This is a genomic window from Tardiphaga sp. P4_G1 (assembly GCF_056401215.1).
This window is the reverse complement of record NZ_JBFUJU010000001.1, coordinates 525,512-540,247: the sequence shown is the minus strand read 5'-3', so window position 1 is coordinate 540,247 and position 14,736 is coordinate 525,512. Positions and strand designations below refer to the sequence as shown.

At 63.5% G+C, this 14,736-nt stretch carries 13 protein-coding genes; 7 read left to right on the top strand and 6 right to left on the bottom strand.

Features of this window, described 5'->3' with window-relative positions:
- Window positions 1–13 precede the first annotated feature (13 nt).
- The 3 genes from AC1DUY_RS02670 to AC1DUY_RS02660 all read right to left on the bottom strand — a co-directional run bounded on the left by AC1DUY_RS02670 (window position 14) and on the right by AC1DUY_RS02660 (window position 4,668).
- Complete coding sequence (locus tag AC1DUY_RS02670; protein WP_478112058.1) at window positions 14–1,249, bottom strand: GGDEF domain-containing protein; 1,236 nt, start codon at window positions 1,247–1,249, stop codon at window positions 14–16.
- A gap of 106 nt (window positions 1,250–1,355) precedes the next feature.
- On the bottom strand, window positions 1,356–2,864 hold the full coding sequence (locus AC1DUY_RS02665; protein ID WP_478112056.1) for an AMP-binding protein: 1,509 nt from the start codon (window positions 2,862–2,864) through the stop codon (window positions 1,356–1,358).
- Between the two features lie 4 nt (window positions 2,865–2,868).
- On the bottom strand, window positions 2,869–4,668 hold the full coding sequence (locus AC1DUY_RS02660; RefSeq protein ID WP_478112420.1) for an extracellular solute-binding protein: 1,800 nt from the start codon (window positions 4,666–4,668) through the stop codon (window positions 2,869–2,871).
- 294 nt (window positions 4,669–4,962) lie between these two features.
- Here AC1DUY_RS02660 and AC1DUY_RS02655 point away from each other — a divergent pair, with 294 nt between their 5' ends.
- Window positions 4,963–5,781, top strand: coding sequence for an invasion associated locus B family protein (locus tag AC1DUY_RS02655; RefSeq protein WP_478112054.1), 819 nt, complete (start codon window positions 4,963–4,965; stop codon window positions 5,779–5,781).
- Window positions 5,782–5,966: 185 nt separating this feature from the next.
- On the opposite strand, the gene hspQ is transcribed toward AC1DUY_RS02655, so the two are convergent.
- The gene (hspQ, locus tag AC1DUY_RS02650) at window positions 5,967–6,299 is read right to left on the bottom strand and encodes a heat shock protein HspQ (RefSeq protein ID WP_089264388.1); all 333 of its coding nucleotides are present in this window, start codon (window positions 6,297–6,299) and stop codon (window positions 5,967–5,969) included.
- Between the two features lie 121 nt (window positions 6,300–6,420).
- Between hspQ and AC1DUY_RS02645 the strand changes: the two genes are divergently transcribed.
- Window positions 6,421–7,374: an AEC family transporter gene (locus AC1DUY_RS02645; protein ID WP_478112051.1), complete on the top strand. Its 954-nt coding sequence runs from the start codon at window positions 6,421–6,423 to the stop codon at window positions 7,372–7,374.
- A gap of 126 nt (window positions 7,375–7,500) precedes the next feature.
- Here AC1DUY_RS02645 and AC1DUY_RS02640 read toward each other — a convergent pair whose 3' ends face one another.
- Window positions 7,501–8,697 (bottom strand): UbiH/UbiF family hydroxylase, encoded by a 1,197-nt coding sequence (locus AC1DUY_RS02640; protein ID WP_478112049.1) that lies wholly within the window; start codon window positions 8,695–8,697, stop codon window positions 7,501–7,503.
- 136 nt (window positions 8,698–8,833) lie between these two features.
- Between AC1DUY_RS02640 and pcsA the strand changes: the two genes are divergently transcribed.
- The 3 genes from pcsA to AC1DUY_RS02625 are packed head-to-tail and all read left to right on the top strand — an operon-like array spanning window position 8,834 to window position 11,333.
- Window positions 8,834–9,568, top strand: coding sequence for a phosphatidylcholine synthase (gene pcsA, locus AC1DUY_RS02635; protein ID WP_478112047.1), 735 nt, complete (start codon window positions 8,834–8,836; stop codon window positions 9,566–9,568).
- Window positions 9,565–10,302: a TerC family protein gene (locus AC1DUY_RS02630; protein ID WP_478112045.1), complete on the top strand. Its 738-nt coding sequence runs from the start codon at window positions 9,565–9,567 to the stop codon at window positions 10,300–10,302. Before pcsA ends, AC1DUY_RS02630 begins: the two co-directional genes overlap by 4 nt.
- 56 nt (window positions 10,303–10,358) lie before the next feature.
- Window positions 10,359–11,333, top strand: a complete 975-nt coding sequence (locus AC1DUY_RS02625; protein ID WP_068731670.1) for a quinone oxidoreductase family protein — start codon at window positions 10,359–10,361, stop codon at window positions 11,331–11,333.
- A gap of 195 nt (window positions 11,334–11,528) precedes the next feature.
- On the opposite strand, the gene rimO is transcribed toward AC1DUY_RS02625, so the two are convergent.
- A complete protein-coding gene (rimO, locus tag AC1DUY_RS02620; protein ID WP_478112042.1) occupies window positions 11,529–12,857 on the bottom strand; it encodes a 30S ribosomal protein S12 methylthiotransferase RimO in 1,329 nt (442 codons plus the stop codon).
- Between the two features lie 111 nt (window positions 12,858–12,968).
- On the opposite strand from rimO, the gene AC1DUY_RS02615 reads away from it, so the two are divergent.
- Window positions 12,969–13,559 carry an ANTAR domain-containing response regulator gene (locus AC1DUY_RS02615; protein WP_089264382.1) on the top strand — a complete coding sequence of 197 codons (591 nt, stop codon included), beginning with the start codon at window positions 12,969–12,971 and terminating at the stop codon, window positions 13,557–13,559.
- Window positions 13,559–14,728, top strand: a complete 1,170-nt coding sequence (locus AC1DUY_RS02610; RefSeq protein WP_478112418.1) for a CmpA/NrtA family ABC transporter substrate-binding protein — start codon at window positions 13,559–13,561, stop codon at window positions 14,726–14,728. Before AC1DUY_RS02615 ends, AC1DUY_RS02610 begins: the two co-directional genes overlap by 1 nt.
- Window positions 14,729–14,736: the final 8 nt, after the last annotated feature.

Genomic DNA, 14,736 nt, shown 5'->3' with positions numbered 1-14,736 from the left:
TTTATTTCTGGAACTAAGACGCTTCGCGCTGCGCGTCCTCGCCATGCAGGCGCGCCAGCAGCGACTTTGCGGTATCCGTTGGCTCCATCGTGATCACGGTGACGTGGGGATCGTTGCGCGCATCGCGCTTGGGTCCGTGCATGGTGTGCTTCATCACGCTGGAGAGCCGCCTGGCGATCATATGGGCGTTGCGCTGGTCGGTTTCGGCGAAGGCGACCACGATAGAGCCGTCACTCTGCAGCGTGCCGAAATCCATCCGCCGCATCAGCCGGCTGATGATCCGCGCAGCATCGCGCTGCGCGCGCAGCGGGATGTTGTCGAACGAGAACCGGGCCATCGACAATCCGCCGCCGCGGGTCTGGGTGTGATAGACGGCGGTCGCGATGTCGCGTTCGAAGGCTGCCGTCGTCAGCAGGCCGGTGGCGGGATCGAGCAGCCCGTCGGATTCGATCGACTTCAGGGTGCGGCCGAGACGCGCTTCGAAGGCGTGCTGGCGCAGCAGCGGCAGCGCCGCGGCCGCGACGGTGTCGGCATCGCCTACGACCATTTCGAGATTGGCAAGATCGTAGCTCGGCGTCAGGCCGGGCACGGTGACAACAACGGGCAGATTGCGGAAGCGTGCGTCCTCGGTAAGGACAGTGAGAAACGCGTCAACGACGCGTGTGCTGAAGCCTTCGCCGATGACGATGCCGTCGAGGTCGCGCGCATTGAGATGCTTGGCGGCAGCCTCGATGCTGAGCGCGCCGACCACGCCGACGCGTTCGCCGAGCGCAACCGACAGCGCGGCATAACCACCGCCGCGGCCGATCAGCATCACCGTCGCATCGTCGAGCGGGTCCGACTGCAGGGACATGCGATGCAGGTTTTCGGCGGTCAGGCGTCGCATGACCGTGGCGTGCAGCGTGCGCACACGCAGCGCGTTGCGCAGCCGCGCGCTGAGCCGGTCGAAATTGCCGTCGGTTTGCGTGAGCGGGATCGCATGGCCCGGCAAGTCCGTGGCGGGATCGATCGCGATCAGCGGCACGTAAGGTTGCTTGGCGCCAAGGCGCTTCGCCAGCGCCTGGAAGGTCGGCATGTCGCCAGCGGAGGCCGACACGATCACGGCGGCCGGCTGGACGCGGGCCACTGCATCCAGCGCCTCGGCCCATGTCGCATCGACAACCGGGAAGATGTTGCTCTCCGCCAGGGCTGTCGCAAACGCGGCCGGCTGCTGGTTGGAGACGGCGACGATCGTGGCCTGGTCGGACATGCTTGGCTGCTACCTCTGACGCGAAACTGATCGCGGCAGGCTAGCCCGACGTCCTTAATGCAGAGTCAATGAGATCGCTCGCATTTTCAGGATCGCTTTTGCTCGCTCAGTCGGCGGCGGCGCGGTCGCGGAAGGCTTCGACCATCAGCGGATTGAGGCCGAGTTCCGTCAGAGCGTCGCGGGCGCGGCCGTTATTACTGGCGCGGCCGGCGAGGCGGTAGCCGCTGAGCCGATCGGGAAGCGCGGTAAGCATCGCGTTCTCGCCGAGCCGCTTGGCCCATTCGTTGAGGTCCTGCGCCAGGAAGCGATAGCCGCCGACGGCCATGATGCCCGAGGGTGGCGCGGTGATGTTGACCGCGCCGGTCGCACGGTCGAGCCGGGCCATATAGCCGGTATCGACATAATCGAGCGGCTGGGCGGGGATCAGCGCGTTGCTGGCGTCGGCCTGGGCCRTATAGGCCAGCACCGGCACCATAGGTCCGCGGAGGCCCAGCGTGCCCCTGGGCGTCAGGATGATGTCGCCGGCAATGGAGGAGCCTTGCTGGGCGCGCGGCGCGCCGTGCGGGCCCGGCATGATGGCGAGGGGCAAGCCGTCGTCGCCGCGGACGGCGCCGAACAGACCGGCTTCGCCGAACAGATAGACGTCGGTGAACGATGCCTGCGAGCCCGGCCATGCAGGCGAGGCGGCGACCTGTTCAGGCGCGCGCCAGAGGCCGAGCACATAACGCAGCACCGGCGAGCGATCCAGCAACCCACCATCGGCGAGACGTTGCGCCAGCGGCGCCGGCGCCACCAGCACGTCGCAGGCGTTGGCAGCGATGCTACGTTCCAGCACCGCATTGTCGAACGGATGATGCAAAGCGAGCACGCCGCCAGAGAGCAGCCAGGTCACCAGCGACGAGGCGATACTGGCGAAAGACGACGGCACCATCGCCGACATGATCGTGGCGCCCTGTGGCATCCCGCTCTCCAGGAACACAGCAAGGCCACCGGAGATCAGGTTGAGATGGGTGCGCGGCACTGCGCGGAAGCCATCGGACGTGACATCGAAGGAGACGATGGCCGCGCGGCGGGCGTCCTGCGTCACGGGCGTGGGCTCCACGAACTCGCTGGACAGCACAGCGTCGAGCGGGGTCATGCCTTCTGGCAGGTCGCTGCCGAAGCCGCCGACATAGCGGATCGAGAAGGCTTCAGCCGCAGCGTTCATGATCAGATCTGCATGGCTGACGCCATCGATCTTGCTCGACGTCACCAGGGCACGCGCACTGCAGCGATTCAGTGCCATGGTCAGGTCGGCCTGGCGCCAGAGCTGCGGCAGCAGCGCGACGACGAGGCCGGCGCGATGTGCGGCCAGCACGGTCAGCACGAATTCGACGGTGTTCGGCAACTGGACGGCGATGACCGAATTGGCGGGGAGGCCGGCCTCCATGAAATGCGCCGTCAGCGCCGAGATCGCCCGGTCAGCGTCCGCAAAGGTCAGCCGCTGCGGTTCCGTTGTGGTGACGCGCATCTTGTCGGCGGGATCGACCAGCGCCAGCGCCTGCGGCTGCCGGCTGAGAATGCGGCGAAACAGACCGTCGAGGGTGGGCGAGGCGTTCGGCGTGGGTGATGTCACGGTGTCACTTCCGGTTCGGCGGCGAAGCTGGCAGCGTTCTGGCCCACCAGGTCTCCGGCAAATAGCCTGAGAGCGCGATGGTCGAAGGTCGTTCTATCCGATTCCATCGCGCAATCCATTGCTCGCCGACATAGTAGAGCGGGATAGCGTAGAAACCGGCGATCAGCGCGCGGTCCATGGCGCGGACGGCATCGACGAACGGACCGTGGTCGCGGGCCTCCAGCATGGCGGAGATCATGGCGTCGACCGCAGGATTCTTCGCGCCCATATAGTTGCGGGTGCCGGGATTGTCGGCGGCTTCCGAGCCCCAGTAGAACGACTGCTCGTTGCCCGGCGACAGCGACTGATCCCAGCGGTTCTGGATCATGTCGAATTCGAAATTGATGCGGCGCTGGTCGAACTGCACGGCATCGATGGAGCGGATATTGGCAATGATGCCGGCGCGCTTGAGATCGCGTGCATAGGCCAGCGCGATGCGTTCCTGATCGCGGGTGGTGACGAGGATCTCGAAGGCGAGGGGCGCTTTGTCCGACTGCCGCCGCAGCACGTTGTTATCGAGCACGTAGCCGGCATCCTTCAGCAACGCCAGCGCAGTGCGTAGCGCGGGACGGTCTCGGCCCGAACCATCGCTGACCGGCAAGCGGTAGCTGCCATCGAGAATGTTGGCCGCGATGCTTGCGCCATAGGGCTGCAGCAGCGTTCGTTCGCGATCATCCGCTGAGCGCATGTAGGCCGAGAGATCCGAGCCCGCGAAGAAGCCGGCCGAGCGGGCATAGAGGCCGAAGAAATAAGTGCGGTTGATCCATTCGAAATCGAACAGCAGCGTCAGCGCTTGACGCACGCGGATATCGGCGAACATCGGCCGCCGCGTGTTGAACACCAGAAATTCTGACGGCTTCGGCAGGCCGGTCTTGATGCCGTCGCGGATCACCTCGCCGGACGTGGCGGCGAGGAATGTGTAGCCGTCGTGCCAGCGCAGCGGTTCGTTCTCCACGCGGAAGTCGTAGAGGCCGCGCTTGAAGGCTTCGAAATGGGTGTTGGCCTCGCGATAGTAATCGAGGCGGATCTCGTCGAAATTCCACAGCCCGCGATTGATCGGCAGGTCGCGTCCCCAATAGACGGGATTGCGGGTGAGGGTCACCGCCGCGCCGGGTTTCACAGCCGTCACCGTATAGGGCCCGGAGCCCAGCGGCGGCGCCATCGAGGTTTCCTCGAACGTGTCGGGATAGACGGCGTGTTTCGGCAGCACCGGCATCAGGCCGAGGATCAGCGGCAATTCGCGATCAGCCTGGCCGCCGAAGTCGAAGCGGACCGTGCGCTCATCCAACGCCTCGGCCTTGGCGACTTTCGAATAATACTGCCGGTGATTGGGCCGGCCCTTGTCGCGCAGCAATTGCCAGGAGAACAGCACGTCCGCAGCGAGGACGGGCTTGCCGTCGGAGAATTGGGCCCTGGGATTGATCCGGAAGGTGACGAAGCTTCTGGTATCGTCGGTTTCGACGCTCTCGGCGAGCAGGCCGTAGAGCGTGAAGGCTTCGTCCTGGCCGCGGGTCATCAGGCTTTCGATGACATAGCCGCGCATCTGCGGCACCGCGATGCCCCGGACGATGAAGGGATTGAGACTGTCGAAAGTGCCGAGCACGCCCTGGACCATGCGGCCGCCTTTCGGCGCGTCGGGATTGGCATAGGGCGTCTGCCTGAAATCGGGTGGCAGGGCCGGGGCGCCGTGCATGGCGATCGCGTGGCTGGGATCGGCCTGTGCGGAATCGGCCACTGGGGCGGCTAGAGCTGTCCAGCAGGCCAGCGCCGCGATCACCTTAGACAGGGTCGAAAGACCCTGTGCATCTGTGCGATTTGATTCGGTTGATTTCACAGAGGAACTTTACCATGGCTGCCCGCCCCGAACCTGTGCCATGCATCAAATAGGGCTGGCGCCATTGATCTTTTCGTCGGCCGCTGTATTGAAAGCGGACAATTGACGAGGACGGCGCGGCCTGTCACGTAACGGCCTTAATTGGCACCGAGACACCCGCCAACGGGTGACTGTCAGCGCCGCCTCCGGGATATGAGCGCCTCCGTTCAGAAAGGGTTTTCCGAAATGAATTTCCGTCTCTTGGCTGCGTCGGTTCTGCCGCGCGGGCGGGGCTTCGCGCTTCTGGCGGCGACGTCCTTGACCGCCACGTTGATCGCTCCGGTTGCGCATGCGCAGGCTCCCGCGCCTGCTGCGCCGCCTGCCGCAGCGCCGAAGGCTGCTGCGCCCAAGGCTGCGCCGAAGGCCGCTCCGAAGGCTGCTACCCCGGCCGCTCCCGCCGCCCAGGCGCCAGCCGCTGGCGCGCCACCGGCCGATCAGCAGGTTCAGCTGATCTATGCGCCGTGGACCAAGTTCTGCCTCAAGGGCCAGGACGCCAACGCCAAGCAGGTCTGCTTCACCGGCAAGGACGGCCGCATCGAGTCGGGCCAGCCCGTCATCGCCGCCGTCATCATCGAGCCGGAAGGCGAACCGAAGAAGATCCTGCGCGTGACGCTGCCGCTCGGCATGCAGCTCGTGCACGGCACCCGCGTGATCGTGGACAGCAATGCCCCGGCACAGAGCCCCTATGTGATCTGCTTCGCCAACGGCTGCATGTCCGATTACGAAGTCACCCCGGAGCTCCTGGCCAATCTGAAGAAGGGCCAGAACCTGATCGTGCAGGCGATCAACTCCAACGGCGCACCGCTGACGCTGCCGCTGCCGCTGGCCGAATTCGCCAAGGCCTATGACGGCCCGCCGACCGATCCGAAGGTGTTCGAAGAAACCCAGAAGAAGCTGCAGGAAGAGCTGCAGAAGCGCGCAGCGGAAGCCCGCGCCAAGCTCGAAGCCCAGCAGCCGGCAGCTGGTGCAGCACCGGCGGCCCCGGCCAATCCGGCCGCGAAGTAAGCTGGTTCAACAGACAAACGAAAAGGCGCTCAGAAATGAGCGCCTTTTTTGTTGGGTTGAGGTGTTGACCCATCCACGTCATTGCGAGCGCAGCGAAGCAATTCAGCAAGCCAAAAGCTGGATTGCTTCGTCGCAAGTGCTCCTCGCAATAACGGACGAGGGAGAGGCGTGAAACGTTAAGCGGGCTAATTCAGCGACGGATTGCGTGGCCGGTAGCTGCCGGACTTGTCCTTGATGAAGATCTCGGCGACCTGGGAGTGCCGGATCGGCTCGCCGGATTCATCGGGAAGCAGGTTCTGCTCGGAGACATAAGCGACGTATTCCGACTCAGAATTCTCGGCCAGCAGGTGGTAAAATGGCTGGTCCTTGTTCGGACGGACGTCTTCGGGGATCGACAGCCACCATTCTTCGGTGTTGTTGAATTCCGGATCGATGTCGAACACCACCCCCCGGAACGAAAAGATCCGGTGGCGGACGATCTGTCCAATCTGGAATTTGGCGGTCCGCGCTTTAATCATTCTGGTCGAATAGACCAGGATTGTGGCCGATGCTAGAGGCAAACGACGGAATTAAGACAGCCGGAAGCCGCTCCCCGCTATCCCGCCCGCCGGGCCAAGAACCAAGAAAAACACGCTCGACATGATGGACGTCCTCAATCTTGCACTGCCGTATTTCGGGCTGATCTTCATCGGCTTCGCCTGCGGCAAGGTGAAGAACCTGCCCGAAACGGGCCTCGCCTGGATGAATTTCTTCCTCCTTTATGTATCGCTGCCGGCGCTGTTCTTCCGGATCATGGCGAAGACGCCGTTCGAGGAACTCAACAATCTGCCCTTCGTGATCGGGACCACGCTGGCGACTGCGACGGCGTTCTTCCTGTCGGTCGGCACCGGTAAATTCCTGGGCCGGCTGACCATGCGCGAGGCCGGGATGGCCGGGCTCGCCGGCGGCTACGGCAATATCGGCTATATGGGACCGGGGCTCGCGCTGGCGGTGCTCGGGCCGAAAGCGGCCGTGCCAACCGCACTGGTGTTCTGTTTCGACAGCATCTTCCTGTTCTCGATCGCGCCGCTGATGATGGCGCTGACCTCAGGCGACAAGCGTCCGCTGCTGCCGACCATCGGCATCGTCATCAAGCACATCGTGCTGCATCCGCTGATCGTCGCAGCCTATCTCGGCGCCTTCGTCGCGGCGTTTCACATCCAGATGCCGGTCGCCATCGACGGCATGCTGCTGTTCCTGCAGAATTCTGCTGCGCCCGTTGCGCTATTCGCGCTCGGTGTGACGGTTGCCTTGCGGCCGCTGGGGCGCGTGCCGTGGGAGGTGCCTGGTCTGATCTTCATCAAGCTGCTCATTCATCCGCTAATCGTGTTCGGCTTGATGTTGTTGCTCGGACCGTTCCCGCCGGTATGGGCCGCGACGGCCGTGCTGCTCGCGTCATTGCCGCCCGCGCTGAACGTGTTCGTGATCGCGCGGCAGTACGATAGCTGGATCGAACCGGCTTCTGTCGTGGTGCTGCTCGGCACGTTTGTGTCCGTGCTGACGCTCACTTCGGTGATGTATTTCCTTAAGAGCGGCCAGATCGCATTCCCGTAGGGTACCCGCTTGTAGGATGGGTAGAGCGGAGGCGCGAAGCGCCGGAGCGAAACCCATCACCTATCGCACGTGTGAATGATGGGTTTCGCGAAGACGCTCTACCCATCCTACGAAAGACAAGTTACGTCAGCTCTTGCGCCACGACGGCGACAGGCCCTCGCGCATCGCAAGGCGGCGCAACGGGCCTATAGACCCCATCGCATGCATGCCGGCCGCGCGGATCACCTGCATCGGCAGGAGATCGCTGAGCAGCGAACGGTTGGCCATGTCGATGGCAAAGGTGCGCGAGGAAATATCGCTGCGGCGTATCTGCTCGAACCGCGCCAGCACCGGCGCTGCCCCGATATCCGCGCCATTCATGCCGGCATCGCGAACGACGTCAGCGATATCGCCGGCGTCGCGCAGGCCAAGATTGAGACCCTGCGCACCGATCGGCGGCACCACATGCGCGGCTTCGCCGACCAGTACGATGCGGTTCTTTACTAGCTGTGCGGGCTGCTCGATTGCCAGCGGGAACGTGTGTCGACCCGGCTCGACCTGAACCCGGCCGAGGATCGAATGCGATTGTTTCTCGGCGGCGTCCGACAACGCCTCGTCGCTCAATGCCATCAGGCGCTCGGCATCCCGGGGCTTGTTGACCCAGACGACGCTGGAGCGATTGCCGGGCAGGGGTACGAACACGCAGGGACCGGCGGGGGTATGAAACTCCGTCGACATGTTCTTGTGCGGCCGGCTATGCGCGATGTTGAAGGTCAGCGCGGTCTGGTCAAGCGCGCGTCGCTTGACTGAAATGCCCGCTGCCTCGCGGCACAGGGACTGGCGGCCATCGGCGCCGACGATCAGCCGCGCCACCAGGACCTGGCCTTGCCGCGTGCGGACCTGAACCTGCATCTCGTCCGGCGAGACCGTATCGGCCTCGTCATCGATGCGAATGAGATTGGTCAATTCCGCGGCGCGCGCTTCGAGCGCGATCATCAATTCGCGGTTCTCGATATTGTAGCCGAAGGTCTCGAGGCCGATCTCGCCGCAGACGAATTTGACTTCGGGGGCGCGGATCAGCCGGCCCGTGTCGTCCACCAGCCGCATGGTCGTCAGCGCTGCCGCCTTGTCGGCGCAGCGGCACCAGACGTCGAGGCTTTCCAGAAACGCGACGGAGCCGCCCAGCAGCGCGGTGGTGCGGTTGTCGCCATAGGGGACGCGGCGGGCGACGAGGGCGGTACGGGCGCCGGTCTCCGCCAGCGCGAGGGCGGCAGCAAGGCCGGCAGGACCGCCGCCGACAACGGCGACATCATAAATGGAGGTGGAAACAGAGGTCTCGGTCATGGCCGGACCATCGGCCTTTGGCCGGGTATTTTCAAGCCGTTACGCGCCGCGGAATCGTTCCCGCAGTGTCGGGCGGCCGAGTGCCGCATCGGCGCCTGTGCAAATCGGCCGGATTCCTGCTAGCAATTCCCGGCATATGACCGCTTCGAGTCCGGACCAATTCCCGTCGTCGTCACGATCCGCGCGCGCGGCGGCGTTCTCGGTTCACATCTTTACTGCGCTCGGTGCCGGCGTGGCACTCATTGCCATGATGAGCGCCGTGCGCGGCGAATGGGCTGCGATGTTCGGCTGGCTCGGTTTGGCGCTGATCATCGACGGGCTCGATGGTCCGATCGCCCGACACTTCGACGTCGGCCGCGTACTGCCGGATTGGTCCGGCGACGCGCTCGATTTCGTGGTCGACTTCCTCACTTACGTGTTCGTGCCGGCCTATGCGATCGCAGCCTCCGGTCTGTTGCTGCCGTGGACGGCGGTGCTGCTCGGTGCCGGGATCGTCGTCACCAGCGCACTATATTTTGCCGACAAACGCATGAAGACCGACGACAACCACTTTCGCGGTTTTCCGGCGCTGTGGAACGGGGCGGCGTTCTATCTGTTCTTGCTGCAACCATCACCCGTCATCGCGAGCCTTGCGATTCTGGCGCTGATCGTCCTGACCTTTGTGCCGGTGCATGTGCTGCATCCCATTCGCGTGACGCGCCTGCGCCGGTTGAACCTGTCACTGATGGCGATCTGGGCTGTGCTAGCCGTCATCACGCTGATACAGAACTTCGCTGTTGCTTTGCCTATTACGGTCGCGCTCTGCGCGATCGCTTTTTACATTGTCTGCGGTGACGCCGTCATCCGCCTCATGAGGCCCTCCAAATCATGATCGAACTGTTTTCCAGCCCCGAAGCCTGGGCCGCGCTCTTGACGCTGACCGCGCTCGAAATCGTACTCGGTATCGACAATGTGATTTTCCTGTCGGTGCTGGTGTCGCGGCTGCCGGAGCCGCAGGCAACCCGCGCACGCCAGATCGGTCTCGCGCTGGCGCTGGTGTTCCGCATCATTCTGCTGAGTGTCCTCGTCTGGCTGATCGGCCTGACCGAACCCGTCATTACGGTGAGAAGCCTCGCATTCTCCTGGCGTGATCTGATCCTGATCGGAGGCGGTCTGTTCCTGATCGCCAAGGCAACGCACGAGATTCATGCCGAGGTCGAGGCGCGCGAAGGGCATGACGCTGAGAAGCCGGCACCGAACGCCTTTGCCTGGGTCATCCTGCAGGTTATCGTCGTTGATCTCGTTTTCTCGCTCGACTCCATCATCACTGCGATCGGCATGGCGCAGGACATCGAGATCATGGTTGCCGCCGTCATCATCGCCTGCGCGGTGATGTATGTATCGTCCGGACCAGTGGCACGCTTCGTGGCGCAATATCCGACCACCAAGATGCTGGCGCTGGCCTTCCTGGTGCTGATCGGCGTCTCGCTGATGGCGGATGGATTCAAATTCCACATCCCGCGCGGCTACATCTATTTCGCCATATTGTTCTCGGCGGCGGTCGAGCTGTTCAACGTGCTGGCGAAGCGCAACCGCCGAAAGCGGGCCCAGCCGGGCCCAGGTTGACATCACGCGGGTGTTGGTTATCGCTTGAGACCAAAGTCATTCAGGGAGATTGAACGATGACCAAAGCCGTCCGCGTCCACGAGATCGGTGGACCCGAAGTCCTCACTTATGAAGACGTGCAGGTCCCGGCACCGGCTGCGGGCGAGGTGCGCATCCGCCAGCATGCCATTGGTGTCAATTTTATCGATACGTACTTCCGCAGCGGCCTCTACAAGGCGCCGCAGCTGCCGTTCATTGCCGGCAATGAGGCCTCGGGCGAAGTGATCGAGGTCGGTCCGGGCGTCACCGGTTTTCATCCCGGTGATCGCGTCGCCTATTATTCGGCCCTCGGCAGCTATGCCACCGAGCGCGTGTTTGCCGCCGACCGGCTGGTGAAGCTGCCCGATCGTATCACCCACGAGCAGGGCGCTGTGCTGATGCTGAAGGGCCTCACGGTCTGGTATCTGCTGCACAAGACCTTCAAGGTCGAGCCGCATCACCGCGTGTTGATCCACGCCGCAGCGGGCGGCATCGGTCTGCTCGCCTGCCAGTGGGCCAAGGCCATGGGCGCACATGTGATCGGCACTGTCGGCTCGAAGGAGAAGGGCGAGTTGGCGCTGGCCAATGGCTGCGATCACGTCATCTATTACAACGAAGAGAACTTCGTCGATCGCGTGAAGCAGATCAGCCGTAACGAACTCTGCGACGTGGTCTATGACGGTGTGGGCAAGACCACCTATCCGGGCTCGCTGTCATGCCTGAAGCCGCGCGGCATGTGGGTGTCGTTCGGCAATGCCTCTGGCCCTGTGCCGCCATTCGCGATCGCCGAACTCAACAATCACGGCTCGCTGTTCGCGACGCGTCCCAAGCTGAACGACTATGTCGCCAAGCGATCGGAATTGCTGGAGGGCGCCGACACGCTGTTCTCGGCTGTGATCGATGGCAAGCTGCATGTGCCGATCAATCATGCTTATGCGCTGAAGGATGCGGCCAAGGCTCATGTGGATCTGGAAGCACGCAAGACCACGGGTGCGGTGATTTTGAAGGTGTGAGCGTTCTTTCTTCTCCCTCCCTCAAGCGGCGAAGCCGCGTAGTGGGGAGGGTGGATCGAACGCGTAGCGTTCGAGACGGGTGGGGCGCCTCACACTCCAACGTTACGTGGGGAGAGACCCCACCCCGGCCTATCGGCCGACCCTCCCCACTGCGCTTCGCTTGGGGGAGGGATGCCACTGGTATCGGCGTTCTAGCTAAAACCCCGCCACGGTCCCGTGCAGATCATACGCATCCGCGCGTTCGATCTTGGCCGTGACGATCTCGCCGACCTTTAGCGGCCGGCGTGCGGTGACATAGACCGATCCGTCGATGTCAGGCGCATCCGCCTTCGAGCGGCCCTTCGACACGGTCGGGCCGACCTCGTCGATGATGATCTGCTGGCGCGTGCCCACTTTACGCTTCAGGCGGCGCGCCGAGATTTTCTGCTGACGCTCCATCAACGCGTTCCAGCGCTGCTGCTTGATTTCTTCAGGCACCGCATTGGCGATGGCGTTGGAGGTCGCGCCCGCCACGGACTCGTATTTGAACGCGCCGACGCGGTCGATCTGGGCTTCTTCCAGCCAGTCGAGCAGATACTGGAAATCGCTTTCGGTCTCGCCGGGGAAGCCGACAATGAAGGTCGAACGCAATGTCAGATCGGGGCATTCCTCGCGCCACTTCTTGATGCGCGCGAGTGTCTTGTCCTGCGCGGCCGGGCGCTTCATCGCCTTCAATACTTCCGGGGCCGCGTGCTGAAACGGGATGTCGAGATAGGGCAGCACATTGCTGCCGGCATTCATCAACCCGATGACTTCGTCGACATGCGGATACGGGTAAACATATTGCAGGCGAACCCAGGCGCCGAGTTCGCCGAGCTCTTTCGCCAGATCGTAGAACTTGGCGCGGACCTCGCGGTCCTTCCACGGGCTCGTCGCATATTTGATATCGACGCCGTAAGCCGAGGTGTCCTGCGAGACGACCAGCAATTCCTTGACGCCGGCCTTCACCAGCTTTTCGGCTTCGAGCAACACTTCGTTGGCCGGGCGAGAAACGAGATCGCCGCGCAGTTTCGGGATGATGCAGAAGGTGCAGCGGTTGTTGCAGCCTTCGGAAATCTTCAAATAAGCGTAGTGCCGCGGGGTCAGCTTGATGCCTTGCGGCGGGACGAGATCGAGATGTGGATTATGCACCGGCGGCAGCGCGCGGTGCACGGCGTCGAGCACGCTCTCATATTGCTGCGGGCCGGTGATCGACAGCAGGTTGGGATAGGCGGCCTCGATCTGCTCGGGCTCGGCGCCCATGCAGCCGGTGACAATGACCTTGCCGTTCTGCGCCATGGCTTCGCCGATGGCGCCCAGCGACTCCGCTTTGGCGCTGTCGAGGAAGCCGCAGGTGTTGACGATGACGATGTCGGCGCCGTCGTGCTTGCGGGCGAGTTCGTAACCTTCGGCCCGCAGGCGCGTGATGATGCGCTCGGAATCCACCAGGGCCTTCGGGCATCCCAGTGACACAAAGGAGATTTTGGGCGCGGCGGCCTGTTGCATGTTCGATCTGCCTGATTGAGAGGCAGCAGGTAGTCCCATTTGCCCATAATTACAAGGCTTTAAGCCGTGCGCGGGCGTGCTATGGGTATGCTGCATCCATGTGAGTGCCCGATGCCTGCCGACCAGTCGCCCAAAATTGTCATTGTCGACGAAAGCCCGATCCGGGCCGCGATCCTTGAGGAAGGGCTGCGGGAGGCTGGCTATGTGGACGTCCAGCATATCCGGGAGATGCATAACCTGCTGGCCCGGATTTACGCACTGGATCCGGACGTCATCGTCATCGATCTCGAAAACCCCAGCCGCGACGTGCTGGAACAAATGTTCCAGGTGTCCCGCGCGGTGCGCCGGCCGGTCGCCATGTTCGTCGACCAGAGCGACGCCGAGTCGGCGCGGGCCTCGGTCGAGGCGGGGGTATCCTCATACATCGTGGACGGGCTGAAGAAGGAGCGGATCAAGCCGATCCTCGATCTCTGCATTTCCCGTTTCAATGCCTTCTCCAAACTGCAGGACGAGCTGGAGCGCACCAAGTCGGCGCTGGAGGAGCGCAAGATCATCGACCGCGCCAAGGGCATCGTGATGAAGCTCAAGGGCCTCAATGAAGAAGAGGCTTACGTATTGCTGCGATCCACGGCGATGCGTGAAAAGAAGAAAATCGGCGAGATCGCGCAGTCGATCATCACCGCAGCGGAGTTGCTGAAATGATCGACCATCCGCTTCGCATCGGCTTCATTCCGCTGGCCGACGCCGCCGCCCTGATTGTCGCGGTCGACAAGGGGTTCACGAAGGCCGAGGGACTGAACGTCGAACTGGTCCGGGAAGTGTCGTGGTCTAATGTCCGCGACAAGCTGAATATCGGCCTGTTCGAAGCGGCGCATTTGCTGGCGCCCGTTGCTATCGCTTCCAGCCTCGGGCTCGGGCACGTGAAAGTGCCGATCGTGGCGTCGTTCAATCTCGGCATCAACGGCAATGCCATCACCGTCTCACCGGCGCTACATGCGGCGCTGATGTCGGAACTCGATGGTGATCCGACCGATCCGATGGCCACTGCGCAGGCGCTGCGCCGCGTGGTCGTCGCGCGTGCCCGTGCCGGCGCCGATCCCTTGACGTTCGGCATGACGTTTCCGTTCTCGACGCATAATTACCAGCTCCGTTTCTGGATGGCGGCCGGCGGCGTCGATCCTGACGAGGACGTGCGCCTGGTGGTGCTGCCGCCGCCTTACATGGTTGACAGCCTCGCCAACGGTCACGTCGATGCGTTCTGTGTCGGTGCTCCCTGGAATTCGGTCGCGGTCGATCTCGGCGTCGGTCATATCCTGCATTTCGTCTCCGACATCCTGCTGCGCGCCGCCGAGAAGGTGCTGGCGATGAGGCAGAGCTGGGCGGAGAAGAACCCGGACATCGTGGCGGCGCTCACGCGGGCGCATGTGAGCGCGGCTGCCTTCATCGAGGCGCCGGAGAACCGCGACGAGATTGCGGCGATTCTCGCCAAGCCCCAGCATATCGGCGTCTCGCCGGAGGTCCTGCTGCGGACGCTGGATGGCCGGCTGAAGATTTCGCCGGATGGCACCATGCGCGAGAGCGGGCGCTATCTGCTGGTTGGCCGCGAGGGAGCCGGGCGTCCCGATCCCGTTCAGGCCGCTTGGCTCTATGCCCAAATGGTGCGCTGGGGACAGGCCGCGGTCAGCCCCGAGGCGCTGAAGATCGCACAGGGTGTGTTCCGCCCCGATCTCTACGATGCCGCGCTCGGTATCACCGGAAGCGCTCCGACTGATGTGCCGGACGCGGTCGGCGCGTTTGCCGGACCGCCCTTCGATCCCAGCAACATCGCTGCCCATCTCGCCGCGTTCGAGATCGCGCATATGAAGTCGTAGCGGCGGCG

What these genes read in the sequence shown, in the direction of transcription:
- AC1DUY_RS02640 (WP_478112049.1), bottom strand. Translation starts at nt 8,697, where the DNA reads ATGACCGAGACCTCTGTTTCCACCTCCATTTATGATGTCGCCGTTGTC.
- AC1DUY_RS02655 (WP_478112054.1), top strand. Translation starts at nt 4,963, where the DNA reads ATGAATTTCCGTCTCTTGGCTGCGTCGGTTCTGCCGCGCGGGCGGGGC.
- AC1DUY_RS02645 (WP_478112051.1), top strand. Translation starts at nt 6,421, where the DNA reads ATGATGGACGTCCTCAATCTTGCACTGCCGTATTTCGGGCTGATCTTC.
- hspQ (WP_089264388.1), bottom strand. Translation starts at nt 6,299, where the DNA reads ATGATTAAAGCGCGGACCGCCAAATTCCAGATTGGACAGATCGTCCGC.
- AC1DUY_RS02625 (WP_068731670.1), top strand. Translation starts at nt 10,359, where the DNA reads ATGACCAAAGCCGTCCGCGTCCACGAGATCGGTGGACCCGAAGTCCTC.
- AC1DUY_RS02670 (WP_478112058.1), bottom strand. Translation starts at nt 1,249, where the DNA reads ATGTCCGACCAGGCCACGATCGTCGCCGTCTCCAACCAGCAGCCGGCC.
- AC1DUY_RS02615 (WP_089264382.1), top strand. Translation starts at nt 12,969, where the DNA reads ATGCCTGCCGACCAGTCGCCCAAAATTGTCATTGTCGACGAAAGCCCG.
- rimO (WP_478112042.1), bottom strand. Translation starts at nt 12,857, where the DNA reads ATGCAACAGGCCGCCGCGCCCAAAATCTCCTTTGTGTCACTGGGATGC.
- AC1DUY_RS02630 (WP_478112045.1), top strand. Translation starts at nt 9,565, where the DNA reads ATGATCGAACTGTTTTCCAGCCCCGAAGCCTGGGCCGCGCTCTTGACG.
- pcsA (WP_478112047.1), top strand. Translation starts at nt 8,834, where the DNA reads ATGACCGCTTCGAGTCCGGACCAATTCCCGTCGTCGTCACGATCCGCG.